Source organism: Pedobacter planticolens, from assembly GCF_014172375.1.
GTDB lineage: Bacteria > Bacteroidota > Bacteroidia > Sphingobacteriales > Sphingobacteriaceae > Pedobacter > Pedobacter planticolens.
In genome coordinates, this window is record NZ_WNXD01000001.1 from 78,527 (window position 1) to 95,503 (window position 16,977).

At 34.6% G+C, this 16,977-nt stretch carries 13 protein-coding genes and 1 tRNA gene; 10 read left to right on the forward strand and 4 right to left on the reverse strand.

Features of this window, described 5'->3' with window-relative positions; genetic code table 11:
- Positions 1-108 precede the first annotated feature (108 nt).
- Positions 109-3,042 (reverse strand): M16 family metallopeptidase, encoded by a 2,934-nt coding sequence (locus GM921_RS00320; RefSeq protein ID WP_182920619.1) that lies wholly within the window; start codon positions 3,040-3,042, stop codon positions 109-111.
- A gap of 121 nt (positions 3,043-3,163) precedes the next feature.
- Between GM921_RS00320 and surE the strand changes: the two genes are divergently transcribed.
- From surE to GM921_RS00360, 8 genes are all read left to right on the forward strand, one after another.
- Positions 3,164-4,003 (forward strand): 5'/3'-nucleotidase SurE, encoded by an 840-nt coding sequence (gene surE / locus GM921_RS00325; protein ID WP_182920620.1) that lies wholly within the window; start codon positions 3,164-3,166, stop codon positions 4,001-4,003.
- A 1-nt stretch (position 4,004) separates the two neighbouring features.
- Positions 4,005-4,274: a stationary phase survival protein SurE gene (locus GM921_RS00330; RefSeq protein ID WP_182920621.1), complete on the forward strand. Its 270-nt coding sequence runs from the start codon at positions 4,005-4,007 to the stop codon at positions 4,272-4,274.
- 15 nt (positions 4,275-4,289) lie between these two features.
- Positions 4,290-5,393, forward strand: coding sequence for a lipid-A-disaccharide synthase (gene lpxB / locus GM921_RS00335; protein WP_182920622.1), 1,104 nt, complete (start codon positions 4,290-4,292; stop codon positions 5,391-5,393).
- A gap of 115 nt (positions 5,394-5,508) precedes the next feature.
- Positions 5,509-6,153 (forward strand): hypothetical protein, encoded by a 645-nt coding sequence (locus GM921_RS00340; protein ID WP_182920623.1) that lies wholly within the window; start codon positions 5,509-5,511, stop codon positions 6,151-6,153.
- A 71-nt stretch (positions 6,154-6,224) separates the two neighbouring features.
- Positions 6,225-7,226 carry a LacI family DNA-binding transcriptional regulator gene (locus tag GM921_RS00345; RefSeq protein ID WP_182920624.1) on the forward strand — a complete coding sequence of 334 codons (1,002 nt, stop codon included), beginning with the start codon at positions 6,225-6,227 and terminating at the stop codon, positions 7,224-7,226.
- Positions 7,227-7,332: 106 nt separating this feature from the next.
- Complete coding sequence (locus GM921_RS00350; protein WP_182920625.1) at positions 7,333-8,208, forward strand: ROK family protein; 876 nt, start codon at positions 7,333-7,335, stop codon at positions 8,206-8,208.
- A gap of 36 nt (positions 8,209-8,244) precedes the next feature.
- The gene (locus GM921_RS00355; RefSeq protein WP_182920626.1) at positions 8,245-9,663 is read left to right on the forward strand and encodes a glycoside hydrolase family 125 protein; all 1,419 of its coding nucleotides are present in this window, start codon (positions 8,245-8,247) and stop codon (positions 9,661-9,663) included.
- A gap of 26 nt (positions 9,664-9,689) precedes the next feature.
- The gene (locus tag GM921_RS00360) at positions 9,690-11,984 is read left to right on the forward strand and encodes a GH92 family glycosyl hydrolase (protein ID WP_182920627.1); all 2,295 of its coding nucleotides are present in this window, start codon (positions 9,690-9,692) and stop codon (positions 11,982-11,984) included.
- Between the two features lie 91 nt (positions 11,985-12,075).
- Here GM921_RS00360 and GM921_RS00365 read toward each other — a convergent pair whose 3' ends face one another.
- Both GM921_RS00365 and GM921_RS00370 read right to left on the reverse strand, forming a co-directional pair.
- Positions 12,076-12,720 carry a response regulator gene (locus GM921_RS00365; RefSeq protein WP_182920628.1) on the reverse strand — a complete coding sequence of 215 codons (645 nt, stop codon included), beginning with the start codon at positions 12,718-12,720 and terminating at the stop codon, positions 12,076-12,078.
- The gene (locus tag GM921_RS00370; RefSeq protein WP_182920629.1) at positions 12,717-14,915 is read right to left on the reverse strand and encodes a sensor histidine kinase; all 2,199 of its coding nucleotides are present in this window, start codon (positions 14,913-14,915) and stop codon (positions 12,717-12,719) included. The genes GM921_RS00365 and GM921_RS00370 overlap by 4 nt, the downstream gene beginning before the upstream one ends.
- A 203-nt stretch (positions 14,916-15,118) precedes the next feature.
- On the opposite strand from GM921_RS00370, the gene GM921_RS00375 reads away from it, so the two are divergent.
- Positions 15,119-15,195 (forward strand) — tRNA-Ala (locus GM921_RS00375).
- A gap of 224 nt (positions 15,196-15,419) precedes the next feature.
- Positions 15,420-16,616 carry a tyrosine-type recombinase/integrase gene (locus GM921_RS00380; RefSeq protein WP_182920630.1) on the forward strand — a complete coding sequence of 399 codons (1,197 nt, stop codon included), beginning with the start codon at positions 15,420-15,422 and terminating at the stop codon, positions 16,614-16,616.
- Positions 16,617-16,622: 6 nt separating this feature from the next.
- Here the strand turns inward: GM921_RS00380 and GM921_RS00385 are convergent, their stop codons facing one another.
- Complete coding sequence (locus GM921_RS00385) at positions 16,623-16,937, reverse strand: hypothetical protein (RefSeq protein WP_182920631.1); 315 nt, start codon at positions 16,935-16,937, stop codon at positions 16,623-16,625.
- Between the last annotated feature and the right edge of the window lie 40 nt (positions 16,938-16,977).

Genomic DNA, 16,977 nt, shown 5'->3' on the forward strand with positions numbered 1-16,977 from the left:
ACTTTTAGCAATTAAATTTTCAATAACAAAGTTGATGCATAAAAAAATCGGTTTCCGTTTCCGAAAACCGATTGAAATCCTCCCTTTTAGGGGAGGATTTTGGTGGGGTTAATAACCAAAAATCTGCTCTAAGCTTAATTTAGTCACTGGACCAAATTTTGCTAAATCAGCCATGTTGATTTTCTTTTCAGAAGCAACTATACAATAATTGTAAGGTTTGCCAGAAAGATTAGTTTGGTGGAATGATTTTACATCATCAAACGTTAATGGTTTTAAGCTTGCATATTCATCTATTCTTGAATCGTGATCAAAGCCTAATTTTTTATCTGCTAGGTAGGCGTAAATGATCCCATCTTTAGTAATTCGGCTGGTTTCTAAGCCATTTAACGAATTGCTTTTAGATAATGCATATGATTTATCCGACTCTGGTAAAGTGGTTAATAACTCATTCATACCTGCTACTGCTTCATTCATCTTATCTGCTTGTGTACCTACATAAGCAATAATTGTATTTTCTTTCTCTTTTGTGTTTGGAGAAGAATATACTGCAAAAGTAGAATAAGCTAAGGCTTTAGATTCGCGAATAGTTTGGAATACAACTGACCCCATACCACCACCAAAATAGTTGTTAAATAGGGCGATTTTTGCAGCATTAGTTGGATCGTATAATCCGCCATTGCGTACCCAACGGATTTCTGCTTGAACCATATCGTAATCGGCAAAATAAACTTTATTTGCATCAGTTTTGGTATACACAAATTTCTTAATTGGTGCAGCTGGTGTAAATTCTTTTGCTAGCGGATGTGCTTTCACAATATCAGCAGAAAATGCGGCTAATGTTTTAGGCCCGTAGTAAGTAATAGTGTGTTTGTAGTTGGTAAGATTATGTAAGATGTTAATCAAATCAGCTGATTTCATATTCTTAATCTCATCATTGGTTAACCCGTAATTGAATGGATTATCAGTGCCAAACTGTGCATAACTCATTAAACCACCAAGAATTGATGCTTTATTTAATTTTGCATTATCTCTCGATTTTAATAAACGGCCCTTTAAATCTTCTAAGGCTTTTTCATTTGGTTTGCAATTAGCCAACACATCTTCAACTAAAGCAACTGCTTTATCAAAATTCTCTTGTAAACCACTAATTGAAACAGTAGTTAAATCAGTTCCAACGTTTATACTATAGTTACAAGCAATATTGTAAAATGCTTTGCTAATATCTTCTGCAGAATATTTATCAGTACTTAAAAAAGCTAAATATTGAGATGCATAAGGCAATAGTTTGTAGTTGTAAGTGCCCATATCAAAACGGTAACTCATACGGAAAATTCCGTTTTCAGTGTTTTGAACTGCAATCACATCGGCAATGCCAGCTTTACCAAAATTAAGATCTTTTGTATAATCTAAAAATTTAGGAGCGATAGGTTTTACTGGAGCAGCAATAATATTTTTGGTAAATGGAGAAACCTCATTAACGTTAGTTTTTACAGCTGTAATGGCTGGTTTTTCTACTTTAACGATGCTCTTATCTTCACCTTTGTGTTTTAAAACTGCAACATAGTTGTTGATGAAAAATTTATTAGCAAAATCTACAATTTCCTTTTTGGTTACTTTACCCATTGCATCGGTTGATGCTAATGTTTTATCCCACTCTGTTCCACGATTTTGAATAAAGGCGTTCATTGTAGCATCTGCACGAACATCGTTATTATCAAAACTTTGTAGTTCACCTAATTTAATGTTGGCAACAGTTGCTTTAATTAAACTTTCATCAAACTCGCCTTTTTTAAGCAATTCTACTTGTTCTAACAATAATTTTTGAGCTTCTTCTAAACTTTGTCCAGCTTTTGGTGAACCAGATAAAATGAAGATACCATAATCTTTCATAGAGTTATAGCCAGCACCAGCTCTCAACATTTTTTGTTGTTTATTAATGTTGATGTCCATTAAACCAGCTTTGCCGTTTGATAAAACACTGCCAATTAAATCTAGTAACAAACTTTGGTGTGTGTTTTGAGCAAAACCTCTGTACGCAACATATAAATTTTCAGCACTTGGACCATAAATATCAACAGTTTGAACTTGTGTTAATGGTTTTTCAGGAGCAGGATTGTATAATACTACTGGTTTTGCAACCATGTAAGCGAAATCTTTATCAATTTTTTTGATTAAATCATCATAATTAATATCACCAGACATAATTAGCGCCATATTATTAGGTACATAATATTTGTTGTAATATTTTCTGATTTCGATTAATGATGGATTTTTTAAATGCTCAATAGTTCCAATGGTAGTTTGTTGTCCGTAGTTATGTGTTGGAAATAACGAATACAACATTTTCTCGTACATTTTACGACCATCATTGTCCATACCAATGTTTTTTTCTTCATAAACAGCTTCTAACTCTGTATGAAAAATGCGGAAAACAGGAGCACGAAAACGTTCTGCTTGTACAGCTAAAAATTTATCAATAGCATTTGACGGTAAATCCTCTTCATAAACAGTTTCTTCAACCGAAGTATGTGCATTTGTAGAACCACTACCAATTGATTTCATCATTTTATCGTATTCATTTGCAATAGAATAATTTGATGCTTCACCAGAAGTTTTATCAATTTCTTTGTAAATCTCTTTACGTTTTGCAGGATCTGTGGTTTTGTTGTACGTTTCATACAAGGCCTCAATTTTATCTAAAAGAGGTTTTTCTTTGGCGTAATTTAAGGTTCCGAATTTATCAGTTCCTTTAAATAAAAGATGCTCTAAATAATGCGCCAAGCCTGTATTTGTTCTTGGGTCGGTATTGCTACCTGCCCTTACCGCCATTTTGTAAGTAATATTTGGCTCTTTATTGTTTTGCGATAAAATTACCGTCAAACCATTTTTTAAAGTGTAAAAACGTGTTTTGGTTGGATCGTTGGTTACATATTTGTAGGGGTAACCTCCTGAAGTGGCTGTTTTCCATTGGTAAGTGGATTGAGCCAGTAAGTTTTGGCCTGTTAGCAATAAACAGACAAAGAAAAGTAGTTTTATTTTCATAATTAATAAGTTATAACTCAAATATAAGCGGATAACCTATACTTTTCCTAAAAAATAAACGAAAATAAATATTATCATTTAGCTGATTTAAGCTTCCAATAATTTCTCGTATTTTTACAGTATGAATAATGACACCAAAAAACCTACTATTTTAGTTGTAAACGATGATGGAATAACTGCTCCAGGCATTAAAAGCTTAATTGAAGTAATGCAAGAAATTGGGCATGTTGTAGTTGTAGCGCCCGATGGGCCTCAATCTGGAATGGGTCATGCCATCACCATTGGTAAACCTTTACGTTTTGATAAAGTAGATTTATATCCTGGCGTGGAGATGTACAAATGCTCTGGTACACCTGTAGATTGTGTTAAACTGGCTGTAAATAAAGTGTTTAAAGGTAAAAAACCTGATTTATGTGTTTCGGGAATTAATCACGGATTGAACAATTCTATCAATGTAATTTATTCGGGAACCATGTCTGCTGCGGTAGAAGGCGCCATAGAAAAAATACCTTCTATCGGATTTTCTTTAGATGATTTTGCTCAAGAAGCCGACTTTAGTCATTGTAAACAGTTCATTAAAACCATTGCCTTAAAAGTGCTAAATAACGGATTGCCAGAAGCGACTTTGCTTAATGTAAATTTCCCGAAAGGAGCAGATTTAAAAGGAATTAAAATATGCAGACAGGCAAATGCCAAGTGGGCAGAAGATTTTGAAGAAAGAACTGATCCTTATAAACGCCCATATTATTGGTTAACAGGTGTTTTTGAAAACTACGATAAAGGAGAAGATACAGATGTTTGGGCTTTAGATAATGGTTTTGTGTCGGTTGTGCCTGTACAATTCGATTTAACCGCTCATCATGCTATTCCAATTTTAAATGGTTGGGGATTTACCGATACTGAAGTTTCAAAATCTACCGTAAATAAAACCGCTGGTCCCGACGGAAAAAGCTTAGGTTAATATGCAAAAGAGAATTAACGCCATAAAAAATACAGTTTGGAATGGCGTTGCAATCGGATTTATCGTTCCAATTATACCAGGTGTTTTAGTTTGGTTTTTAATGCAGCGTGTTACAGTTTTACATCATGCTGATTTATTACTAATTGGTTGCGTAGCGATTAATGCTTTTTTGATGAACTATTTTTTTAAATTGAATAAAGATAACATTGGAAGAGGCATTTTGAGCATTACATTTTTATGGGCTTTTGCCTTCTTTTTCTATAAAGTTTAATACTGATATTCAAAAATGAAATACTATCTCGTAGCTGGAGAAGCATCTGGAGATTTGCATGGCGCTAACTTAATGAAAGCGTTAAAAACGGAAGATCAAAATGCAAGTTTTAGATATTTTGGTGGCGATAAAATGCAGGCGCAAGGAGGTGAACTAGTAAAACATTATGCCGAAATGGCATTTATGGGTTTTACAGAAGTGATTCTTAATTTGAGAACAATTTTTAAAAATCTAAAAGCATGTAAGGAAGATATATTAGTTTATCAGCCAGATGCTTTAATTTTAATAGATTTCCCTGGATTTAATCTTAAAATTGCTGAATTTGCTAAAGAACAGGGCATTAAAGTTTGCTACTATATTTCTCCAAAAGTTTGGGCCTGGAACCAAAAACGAGTATTAAAAATTAAAAAAGTAGTGGATCAACTATTTTGCATTTTACCATTTGAAGTAGATTTTTATAGAGAATGGGGAATGGAAGTGAACTATGTTGGTAATCCATTATTAGATGAAATCGCTCAATTTTCTCCGGACTTAGAATTTAGAAAAAACCAGAATTTAAGCGAGCAAAAAATTATTGCACTATTGCCAGGAAGTAGAAAACAAGAAATTGAACGGTTGTTGCCAGATATGTTAAGTGTAACGGCGAGTTTTCCTAATTATCAATTTGTGGTTGCTGCGGCCCCAACATTTACATCCGATTATTACCAGCAATTTATTGGCGATAAAAATGTAAAACTTGTTTTTTCGCAAACGTATAATTTATTGCATCACGCAGAAGCTGCTTTGGTGGCGTCAGGAACAGCTACATTAGAAACTGCACTTTTTAAAATTCCACAAGTTGTATTGTATAGGGGAGGAGCTATTTCTGTAGGTATTGCCCGCTTAGTTATAAAAATTAGATTTATTTCATTGGTAAATTTAATTATGGATAGAAAAGTAGTTACAGAACTAATTCAGAACGATTGTAACACAGGAAAAATCATTTCAGAACTAAGTCCAATTTTAATTGGCGATGAAAGAAACGTGATGCTAAATGATTACGAAGAACTCGCCAAAAAAATGGGAACTTCTGGCGCATCTGAACGAACAGCAAAACTTATTGTTGAGTTTTTACGATAAAAAATTTCGTTTTAAGAGAATAATTACCCAATCAACTAAATATTTAGGAATTTTTTAAGAAACACTTGTTTTGTTTAATTTGAATAGATATTATTGTGTTCAAAAAAACACATACATGAAAAAAATCTTATTAATTCTCACCATCCTTAGTTTAAATTTTGTAGCGAAGGCTCAGTTTGAAGGTTCAAAACAAATTTTCGAAAACCCAAAGTTAAAATCAGAAATTGTTCAACACAAAGTAGTTGCAATTTTACCATTTGACACCAAAATATCTTACAAAAAACAACCTAAAAACTTTAGCGCCGAAGCTAACAAAGAACAAGAAAAAACCATGTCTAAATCTATTCAGTCTAGTATGTATACCTTCCTGTTAAGAAGAGGGAAAGATTATTCGGTAGAATTTCAAGACGTAGATAAAACAAACATTTTGTTAAAAAAAGCTGGTATGACCGATAAATTGGATGAATTTACAAGAGATGAAATTGCAAAAGCTTTAGGTGTAGATGCAATTTTAGGTGGCCGCTTTGAAACAGAACAAACTAAATCGGAAGCCGGTGCTATTGCATCTGCTGTATTATTTGGTGGTCTTGGTGGTAAAACTGGGACAGGAACTTTAACACTGACCTTAAATAATGGGATTAGTGGAGATTTATTATGGCGCTTTTTTAAGACAATGGATGATAGCATCACCTCGTCAACAGACGATTTAGTAGAGCGTATGATGCGTAAAGTTTCTAGAAATTTCCCTTACACAAAATAAATAATCTTAAAACCTAATATTCTATATTTGATTACTGTGAGGTTGAAAATAGTTAAAGCAGTAGTCAAATTATGAAGGCACTCTCTATAAAAGATATTGCACTAAAGGCCAATGTATCCATTACAACGGTTTCTTTTATTATTAATGGTAAGGCTAAAGAGAAATCAATTAGTGATGCTGTTATAAAAAAAGTTCAGCAAATCATTATAGATAGTGGTTATAAACCAAATCAGATTGCCCGTAGTTTAAGAACGGGCAATTCTCATATTATTGGATTAATTATTGAGGATATTTCTAACTCTTTTTTCTCTAGAATAGCCCGATTAATAGAAGATAAAGCCTACAAAAAAGGGTATAAAATTATTTATTCAAGCACCGAAAATAACGTAGAAAAAGCACAAGACTTGATTAACTTGTTTAAATCCAGAAATGTAGATGCCTATATTATTTCCCCAATTAAAGGAATTGAAGAAGATATTCAGCTTTTATTAAATGAGAACAAACCTGTAATTTTATTTGATAGGAATTTACCAGAACTCAATACTAATTACGTTGGAGCAAATCACTTTGCGGCATCATACCAAGCGATAGAAAGTTTTATTAAGCAAGGGAAAAAGAATATTGCATTAGTGACGATTGATATTGATGTCCAACAAATTATTGAACGCTACGAAGGTTATAAAAAGGCATTAATAGATTATGCAATTCCTGTTGATGAAGAATTAGTGCTTAAAATTCCTTTTAATCAGCCAGAAGTTGATACCATTAAACAAATTAAACAGCTTTTTAAAGCAAAAAAGATAGACGCAGTATTATTTGCTACAAATTACCTTGCCATAAGTGGATTAAAGGTTTTAAAGCAAATCAATAAAAAAATAGATGAGCATTTTGCTGTAATTGGATACGATGACCATGAAGCCTTTGAATTACATACGCCAAGTGTATCCACAATTCAACAACCGTTGGAAGAAATTGCAGAAACGATTATTAAGTTAATTTTAAATCAACTTTCATCAAAAACTAAACTGCCAGACCAGCAAATTATTATTCCAGCAAAATTAATTCTTAGATAATAAGCAATCAAAATAGCATCAATTTTCTATTTATGATTAAACCTTTATTGAATTACTAAAACGTTTTATTATATTTAACATTCAAATAAAAACCTTATAAATAAAGATGGAAAAACCTACTGTTTTAGGTGTAGATATTGGTGGCTCGCACATTACGGCTGCATTGGTAGATTTAGAAAAAGGCACCTTAATTCAGAATTCCATTAAACGCAATGCGGTTAATTCTCAACAAAATAAAGAAGAACTTTTAAATGCTTGGTGTGATGTAATTAATACTTCTTTTGGCGCTATTCCTATTAGTGAAAGAAATATTGGTATCGCTATGCCAGGTCCTTTCGATTATGAAAACGGAGTTTCTTTAATTAAAGATCAAGATAAATTTAAGTCGCTATATCTCCTAAATATTAAAGAGAAATTGGCCAAGCGTTTAACTATTCAGACATCTAATATTAAGTTTATAAATGATGCGGCTGCTTTTTTACAGGGCGAAATTTTTAATGGCGCAGCAAAAGGATACACTAATGCATTGGGGCTAACTTTAGGAACCGGACTTGGCTCTGCAGTTTCTATCAATGGTGTTGCGCAAGATGCAGCATTGTGGGATTCGAAATTTTTAGGTGGCATAGCCGAAGATTATCTTTCTACTAGATGGTTTGTAAATAAATACTATGACTTAACAGGAAAAGAATTAACAGGCGTTAAAGAATTAGCAACCATTGTAAATGATGACCCATACGCTAAACAAATATTTAATGAGTTTGGTCGTGCACTTGGGCATTTTTTAGCAGATATCATCAAAGAAAAGAATGCTGAAGTTGTAGTTTTGGGTGGTAATATTTCACAAGCTTTTAATTTATTTGCACCTCATTTAATTGCGAATTTAAAAGCCTTTCATTTAGATACAGAGATTAAAATAACTGAATTAAATGAACATGCAGCATTAATTGGAGCTGCTAGCTGCTGGAGACTCTCGACTAAATAACGATTTAAAAAAGTCAATCTATTTAAAAATCTGATTATGAAAAGAAGAAGATTTATACAAAATACGGGATTATTAGGAGCAGGAGTTTTAGCTTCTAAATTTTCTTTTGCAACTGTTCCCGAAGATTTCCCAGTGGTAAGAGTAATTGCATCAAAACGTCATTTTACAAGTATTGCAGTTGATAATGCTATTAAAAAATTTCAAGCCAATGTAGCCGATAAAGAATTGGGTTGGTTGTTTGAAAATTGTTTTCCGAATACTTTGGATACCACTGTTACTCATACTACTAAAAATGGCAAACCCGATACGTATGTGATTACTGGAGATATTGACGCCATGTGGATGCGAGATAGCTCTGCACAAGTTTGGCCTTACTTGCAATTTGTTAATGAAGAGCAAAAGATAAAAGACCTAATTGCAGGTGTAATTAATCGCCAAACGCAGTACATTTTAAAAGATCCATATGCTAATGCATTTTATAATGATGAAAATAAAGTAGGCGAATGGAAAAGTGATAAAACCGCAATGAAGCCTGGTGTTCATGAGCGCAAATGGGAAATCGATTCGTTATGCTATCCTATTCGTTTAGCCTATAATTATTGGAAAAAAACTGGCGATAAAGCTCCGTTTGATACTGATTGGAAAAAAGCAATTGAAACGACCTTAAAAACATTTATCGAACAACAACGTAAAGAAAACAAAGGGCCTTATCGTTTCCAACGCGAAAGTTTATATCCAACAGATACACTTTCTATGAATGGATATGGCTTTCCTGTAAAACCTGTTGGCTTAATTTGTTCTTCTTTCCGTCCAAGCGATGATGCAACTGTTTATCCATTTTTAATTCCATCTAATTTTTTTGCAGTAAGTAGTTTAAACCATGCTGCAGAAATGGTTGCGACATTGCATAACGATAAGATTTTAGCAGATAAATTATCAGCCTTAGCGAATGAAGTGGATGCAGCGCTAAAGAAATTTGCAGTCAAAGATCATCCCGAGTTCGGTAAGCTATTTGCTTTTGAAGTTGATGGTTTTGGAAGTGCTTATCTAATGGATGATAGCAATGTGCCAAGTTTACTATCTATGCCATATTTGGATGCCATAAAAGTGGATGATCCGATTTATAAAAACACCAGAAAATTCATTTTATCAAGCAATAACCCTTACTTTTTTAAAGGTAAAGTTGCCGAAGGAGTTGGCGGCCCGCATATTGGACCAGATATGATTTGGCCAATGGCGATTACCATGCGAGGCTTAACTTCTGTTAGCGATGATGAAATTAAAAATTGTATCGCCATGCTTAAACGCACACATGCAGGGAAAGGTTTTATGCATGAAAGTTTCCATAAAGATGATCCTAAAAATTTTACTCGGAGTTGGTTTGCTTGGGCAAATACGCTTTTCGGCGAGTTTCTTTGGAAAGTGTACAATGAAAAACCTCACTTGTTGAAATAGAAAAATTAAATCTCAATACATATCAAATGATTAAGAAATTATTAACGACCGCTTTAATTTTTACTGCTTTAGGTGTATCAGCGCAAACCGTTGGTAAAATTACCGACCCTGTAGAATGGATAAATCCCCTAATGGGAACACAATCTAAACCAGATCTTTCAAACGGTAATACCTATCCAGCGATTGCTGTGCCATGGGGAATGAATTTTTGGACGCCACAAACGGGTAAGATGGGTAATGGTTGGGCCTATCAATACGACCAAGATAAAATTCGCGGTTTTAAACAAACTCATCAACCATCTCCTTGGATGAACGATTACGGCCAATTTGCCATTATGCCAGTTACTGGGAAATTAAAATTTACAGAAGACGATAGAGCGAGCTGGTTTACGCACAAAGCGGAAATCGCTAAACCCTATTATTACAGCGTTTATCTGGCGGATGCCAATGTAACAACGGAAATTACGCCGACAGAAAGAGCCGCACAATTCCGTTTTACTTTTCCTAAAACAGACAGTGCTTTTGTAGTAGTGGATGCATTGAATAAAGGTTCCTATATCAAAATTATTCCGCAAGAGCGGAAAATTATTGGTTATACTACTAAATATGCTCGCGGTCCATTGCCAAGTAATTTTAAGAATTACTTCGTTATCTATTTTGATAAAGCATTTACACTAACCAAAACATGGTCGGGTAATAAATTAAATAATGAAGATTTAGAATTACAGAGCGACCATACGGGTGCAGTAATTGGTTTTAAAACAACCAATGGCGAAAAAGTAAATGCAAAAGTTGCTTCATCATTTATCAGTTTTGAACAGGCAGAAATTAGTTTGAAAAGAGAATTAGCTAATGATGCATTTGATGTAACTAAAGCAAAAGCGAAAGCAATTTGGAATAAAACTTTGAGCAGAATTTCTGTTGAAGGCGGAACGGTTGATCAGACTCGTACTTTTTATTCATCATTTTATAGAACACTTTTCTTCCCTAATAAACTATATGAAATTGATGCGAACAATAAAATTGTACATTGGAGCCCATATAATGGAAAAACGTTGCCAGGCTATATGTTTGCTGGTACAGGTTTTTGGGATACGTTTAGAGCATTATATCCATTCTTAAACTTGGTTTATCCTTCCATAAATAAAGAAATGCAAGAAGGGTTAATTAACGATTACAAAGAGGGTGGATGGCTGCCAGAATGGAGTAGTCCGGGTTATGCAAATATTATGATTGGTAATAATTCTGCTTCTGTAGTGGCAGATGCTTACATTAAAGGTATGCGTGGGTATGATATTGAAAAGTTATGGGAAGCATTAAAACATGGCGCTAATAATGAAGGTCCAATAGACGCAGTAGGTCGTTCGGGTGTTAAATATTACAACGAATTAGGTTATGTACCTTTCGATGTTAAAGTGAATGAAAATGCTGCGAAAACGTTAGAATACGCATACGATGATTTTGCCATTTATCAGTTAGGGAAAGCGTTGGGTAAACCTGCAAGTGAAATTGATATTTATGCAAAGCGAAGCATGAATTATAAAAATTTATTTGATCCAGCCTCTGGCTTAATGCGTGGTAAAAATGCCGATGGAACTTTTCAATCGCCGTTTAGTCCGTTTAAATGGGGCGGTGCATTTACTGAAGGGAATAGCTGGCATTATACCTGGTCAGTTTTTCAAGATGTGGCTGGTTTAGCAAAGCTGATGGGAGGAAGTTCAAAGTTTGTAGAAAAACTTGATTCTGTTTTCTCTATGCCACCAGTTTTTGATGAAAGTGCGTATGGTGGCGTAATTCATGAAATTCGTGAAATGCAAATTGCAAATATGGGCCAATATGCACATGGTAACCAACCCATACAACACATGATTTATTTGTACAATTATGGTGGTGCACCTTGGAAAGCTCAATATTGGGTTCGCGAAGCAATGAATAGATTGTATAAAGCTACACCAGATGGTTATTGTGGCGATGAAGATAATGGGCAAACATCTGCTTGGTATGTTTTCTCAGCCATGGGATTTTATCCTGTTACACCTGCGGTAGATCAATATGTAATTGGTGCACCATTGTTTAAAAAAGTAACATTAAACTTAGAAAATGGTAAAAAGGTAGTAATCAATGCTCCTGCAAATAGCGATGGTAATAGATATATTCAAACACTAAAAGTAAATGGTGTTAGTTATGATAAAAATTGGTTGAGCCATTCAGCTTTACAAAAAGGAGCGGTAATAGATTTTGGTATGTCGGCAATACCAAATAAAACTAGAGGAGTAAGTGAAAGTGCGTTTCCTTATTCGTTTTCTACCGCTAAGAAATAAGTTTTATAAAAGAATTTTAGGCACAGATTAACAGATTAATACAGAATATTAGACATTCAAAATCTGTTAATCTGTGGCTAAATATTTAACCTTATGAACTAATTAGATTGGTTTTTAGCGCAAACTCATACAGCGCCACCGTAGAATCTGATAATTCTAATTTGCGCATAATATTTTTTCGATGTGTGTGCACTGTAAATTCCGAAAGATATAAACGCTCTGCAATATCCTTAGTTCTAAGATTTTGACAAACCAAGCGAATAATTTCTACCTCTCTTTTGGTTAATTTGTACTTTTTTAAGAAATCATCGAAATAAGAAAATTGAGTTTCTGGCATTTCTCTTTCATCAAAACTCGGGAAAACCTCTTTTCCATCCAGTACTTTTAAAATGATATCAGCTAAGTTTTGTAGGTCATCAGATTTCACCATATAAGCACTTGCACCTCTATGTTTACAATCTTTTACCAGTTCAAACGAGTGGTAATTTGTAAGGACAATAATTTTAGCTTTAATCCTTTTATCTTTTAATTCATTTAAAGCTTTAAGCCCATCCAAACCAGGCATATTTAAATCTAAAAGGATAATATCTGCATCAGCCAATAGCGAAGAATTTAAAAGTTCTAGCCCATTATTTACCATTGCAATAATTTCAAATCGCTCATCGCTACTAAAATGAGCCTTTATACCTTGTAAAACTACAGGGTGGTCATCTGCTAATATCAATTTGATTTTCATGGTTTTATAGCGTTTGGTATGGGTAGTTCAATCAATGCAAAAGTACCTGCATTTGGCTCTCCTTTTATCTCTAATTTACCAGATAAATAAGCAATATTAGTTTGTAATAATTTCATTCCCACACCTTCGGTCTCCGTATTTTCATCAGTAATTCCCCTTCCGTTGTCTTCAATATAAATCGTTATCGCGTTATCTAACTCAATAATCTGCACAAATAAATGAGTGGCTTGTGCATGTTTAATGGCATTATTTAATATTTCCTGAATAATGCGATAAGCACTAAGTGTAAAGTTCTGTGGCCAATTTTTAGTGTCATCTAATCCTTCAATCACATGCTCTACACGTAAGCTATTTGCAGCTTTTATATTGGTGAGGAGGTCTAAAATAGCTGCTTTAAATCCATACTTTTCGAGTGCTATTGGCATTAAAGCATGACTGATATTTCTTACCGTCTCACTAATATCATTCATTAAATTTTTAGTAACTGCCAATTTATTTTCCGCACCACTACCAGATACAAACACATTATCCTGCAATGTATTAATATTTAGCTTCGCGATAGATAACATGGCGCCAACCTCATCATGCAATCGCCCAGCTATTCGTTTTTTCTCTTCTTCCTGAGCATCGGTAAGCGTGTTCATGATATCAATTCGATGCTGTTTTTTTAAATCGCTTAGCGTGGCATTATGCAAAAGTAAAGCTTGTTTTTTACGTTGTGATAAAATATAAGCCACACCGCCAAGCAATAAAACCGCTATAGTAGCACCGATGATGATTAATAAATTTCGTTGTTTTTGTTGTTTAAGTTCTAGCTCTTGTACTTGTTTTTGTTTTTTTGCCAGTTCTAATTCTTTCTCTTTTTCATTTACGCTGTACTTGGTTGCGAGTTCATTTGAAATTTTAGATAAACTCATGTGATACAACGTGTCTTTCAAGTGCATTTCCTGCTTAAGGTTTTTAATCAATGTATCTTGCCCAACCGTATTATATTGAGTGAAGTTTTTCAAGGCATTCGCATAAATAAACCGTGTAGCAGGCGGCATTGAATATTGTTTGATTAAATTTTCTGCTTTTTTAAAATATAACGATGCCGAATCATTTTTCCCTTCTCGAGCATATAAACTAGCCAGTCCCGTCAAAATCTCAACATCAATATCTGGAGAAAATTGTTTGTTCATTTTTAGCTTAAAAGCCTTGGTGTAATTTGTTTTCGCCAATTTGTGGTTTTCTTTAGCATCAAAATATCGGCCTTCTGCTAACTGATATAGCTTACGAGAATGTAAACTGTTTTGATCCATACCATGCTTTTTATGGTCGGCATAATAACTCTCGAAATTGCTGTAATTCTTTAAATAAAATGACAAATTAATCATTTTACTAATGCTATTTCCTTTTTGTTGAGTAGTAGCATTAGGTAAATTAAATGTCTTTTCAGCATAGATGAAAGCATTCTTATAATCGCCATTTCTCTCATAGTTTCTAGATAAAATTTCAAAAAACGAACCAGTACGATCCGTCATCGCATTCTCTAAATCCGGAATAAGGTCTTTTAGAATAGTAAAAGCTTCATCGTCTTTATGCATGTTTATAAGCACATTGGCATACGAAAAACGGGTGTCTTTTAAAAGAGCTGGATTATTACTTTCCTTCGCTAATTTTAGCGCTAATTCGTAATTAGATTTTACCTTTTCGTTATTCCCTGTTTTCAAATCTAAGTTAACTCGATTTCTTAAATTCAATACTCGAGGTATAATAAACTGAGGTTTATCTTTTGTAAATGCCTCAAGCTTATCATTATATAAAGTTGATTTTTCAACATCACCAATCCGAGTATAAACTCTCGTTAAATCAGACAACAGATTTACAACTGCCCTTTCTGGTAATTGACCTAAATAACTTTCAGCTTCTTTAATATATTTTACTGCATTTTCTTGATTACCCAAGCCTAATTCTACAATCGCTGTAACTGAAAGTAAACTAACAGTCAATTCATCTCTTTTTGTATCTCGAGTATATTGTAGCGCTTCCTCAAGTAAGTTTTTTAAATCACTAGAATAAATCATTCTTGGATTTCTGCAATAACGGACCAGTTGATTTACTTTATCAATTGATGCTGGCATAAATTTAATCTCTGAAATATCTTTTGGAGGAGGAGGGGCGCCTGGAGTTTGCGCTACTAAAATAGTACTCATGAGAATGAACACCAGCACTAGTGAGAATTTGAGAGCTGTAAATTTTGAGCGCATAATTAACTCCTAAAATAACAATAAATAACAAAAATGATACGTGTTTAAATAAGAATTGAAAATAAAATGTTTCTAAATTCTCTAAACACCGAAATTCCCAGAAATAAATTTGTGAGCACTAAACTTTTAATTACTTTTGCCATCCACCTGGGGGATTAGCTCATTTGGCTAGAGCGCTTCGCTGGCAGTGAAGAGGTGATCGGTTCGAATCCGATATTCTCCACCAACACCCGTAACGTATCTGATAATCAACGATTTAGGAGGTTGTCAGATACCTACTCAGCCAAAAGTCAGCCAAATTCGGAAAACCCCGAAATTAGGCCAGAAACAGCGGTGGGTAATCCGGCATTCTCCACGAAAACCTGTAATACATCTGATAATCAACATTTTAGTAGGTTGTCAGATGTTAACTCAGCCAAAAATCAGCTACAGTTCTTATCTTTGGATTACATGGCAGCTCCAGATATACCTTATACCATTCCAAAACTGGTCAAAGGAAAACGGATCACAACCGTTCCAAAGGGCAGCACGTGGGCAAAGGAAGAGGCCAAACAGAACTGGTATGTGGAATTCTTTTTCCATAATGCTGAAACCGATAAAATGGAACGTTTCAGACCGACCAAAAACCTCAATAGGCTCAAAGACCCAAAAGAAAAGCTAAAACAGTTTTCAAGGTTATGTGATGCTTACAAGATTGCCTTAGAGGGCGGATGGAGTCCGATTGATGAAAAAGCGAACGATAGATTGAAAAGGCAGGTGTCCTCTCTGACCCTAGAAGCCGCCAAGGATCTTTTTGAAGAATACCATATTGCAAAGGGAACAAGAAAGAAATCCCGTCAATCTTATCTATCTAAGATCAATCAGTTCGTTGCCTATTATGGACCTGATAAAAGGGTAAGTGAAATTTCAGATTATGAGATCACCGAGTTTCTGAACTTCATGGAAAAGAAACGCGAATGGACTGGAGTTACCTATAACAGCTCAAGGATCATCCTTAACAATTATTTCAGGTACCTGAAGATCAATAAATATATCGCTGAAAATCCCGTGACCGATATCGAGACCAGAACAAAAATCCCGACCGAATCGCATCAGGTATTTTCCGATAAGGACTTCAAGACAATTATGAAATGGCTGAATGAGCACGACCAATATTGTCTTTTCTTTGTGAAGATGATATACTATACCTGCATCAGGCCTAAAGAACTGCGCTATCTTCAATTGAAGCACATCAATCTTGCTCAGCGTGTGATTACCGTTCCTGCAAGCATTTCCAAGAATAAAAAGTCCTTGCCTGTTAGTATTGATGAAAGCCTGAGCCGTGAACTGAAAGCACTTAAATTATCTTCCCATGAGGAGACCGATTATTTACTGGGCTCGACCGAAACGATTATTAGCGGAAAAAGGATAGGGGAAAATACACCGTACAACCGTTTCCAGAAATGCTTAAAGGCCACAAAGCTCGATAAGAAAAACTACACACTATATTCCTTCAAGCATTTTTCCAATGTAAAGAAATTTAAGGCGGGATGGACGTTGGCCGAAATCTGTGCTGCCAACAGACATGGAAGTCTGGTTGAGACCGAAACTTATCTAAAGGATCTTTTGAAATTTGTGAAGAACGATAAAACTATCCCGAAAATTTAGAAAAGGCTATTTTTTGCGTTTTCTTGGTATGCCGAGCAATATTTCCGCGAGAAATTTTTCCGTCAGGTTTTTTTCTTTCTCAAGGGCATCTTTTGGGAAGTGCAGTGAATGTATTTCGTTGATTTTTTTGCTTATGTATTCTATCCGGTTAAATCCTTCGTCCAGGCGATCCATTTTTTGCGAGAGGGTTGAGACGACCTCTATTAGGGATTTAATGATTTCCTCCAAGGTTTCCTTGTCCCCATAATTGCCCCTGCACAATTTATCGGACGGCTCTGCTTGGAGGGCATCAGGTAACTGGTCAAGGCTTTGGATTTTCATATTATCTTGTATCTGACAAAGATTGCAAGTGTACACCTAT

Coding starts and splice junctions, on each gene's coding strand:
- GM921_RS00320 (WP_182920619.1), bottom strand. CDS start 3,042: ATGAAAATAAAACTACTTTTCTTTGTCTGTTTATTGCTAACAGGCCAA.
- surE (WP_182920620.1), top strand. CDS start 3,164: ATGAATAATGACACCAAAAAACCTACTATTTTAGTTGTAAACGATGAT.
- GM921_RS00330 (WP_182920621.1), top strand. CDS start 4,005: ATGCAAAAGAGAATTAACGCCATAAAAAATACAGTTTGGAATGGCGTT.
- lpxB (WP_182920622.1), top strand. CDS start 4,290: ATGAAATACTATCTCGTAGCTGGAGAAGCATCTGGAGATTTGCATGGC.
- GM921_RS00340 (WP_182920623.1), top strand. CDS start 5,509: ATGAAAAAAATCTTATTAATTCTCACCATCCTTAGTTTAAATTTTGTA.
- GM921_RS00345 (WP_182920624.1), top strand. CDS start 6,225: ATGAAGGCACTCTCTATAAAAGATATTGCACTAAAGGCCAATGTATCC.
- GM921_RS00350 (WP_182920625.1), top strand. CDS start 7,333: ATGGAAAAACCTACTGTTTTAGGTGTAGATATTGGTGGCTCGCACATT.
- GM921_RS00355 (WP_182920626.1), top strand. CDS start 8,245: ATGAAAAGAAGAAGATTTATACAAAATACGGGATTATTAGGAGCAGGA.
- GM921_RS00360 (WP_182920627.1), top strand. CDS start 9,690: ATGATTAAGAAATTATTAACGACCGCTTTAATTTTTACTGCTTTAGGT.
- GM921_RS00365 (WP_182920628.1), bottom strand. CDS start 12,720: ATGAAAATCAAATTGATATTAGCAGATGACCACCCTGTAGTTTTACAA.
- GM921_RS00370 (WP_182920629.1), bottom strand. CDS start 14,915: ATGAGTACTATTTTAGTAGCGCAAACTCCAGGCGCCCCTCCTCCTCCA.
- GM921_RS00380 (WP_182920630.1), top strand. CDS start 15,420: ATGGCAGCTCCAGATATACCTTATACCATTCCAAAACTGGTCAAAGGA.
- GM921_RS00385 (WP_182920631.1), bottom strand. CDS start 16,937: ATGAAAATCCAAAGCCTTGACCAGTTACCTGATGCCCTCCAAGCAGAG.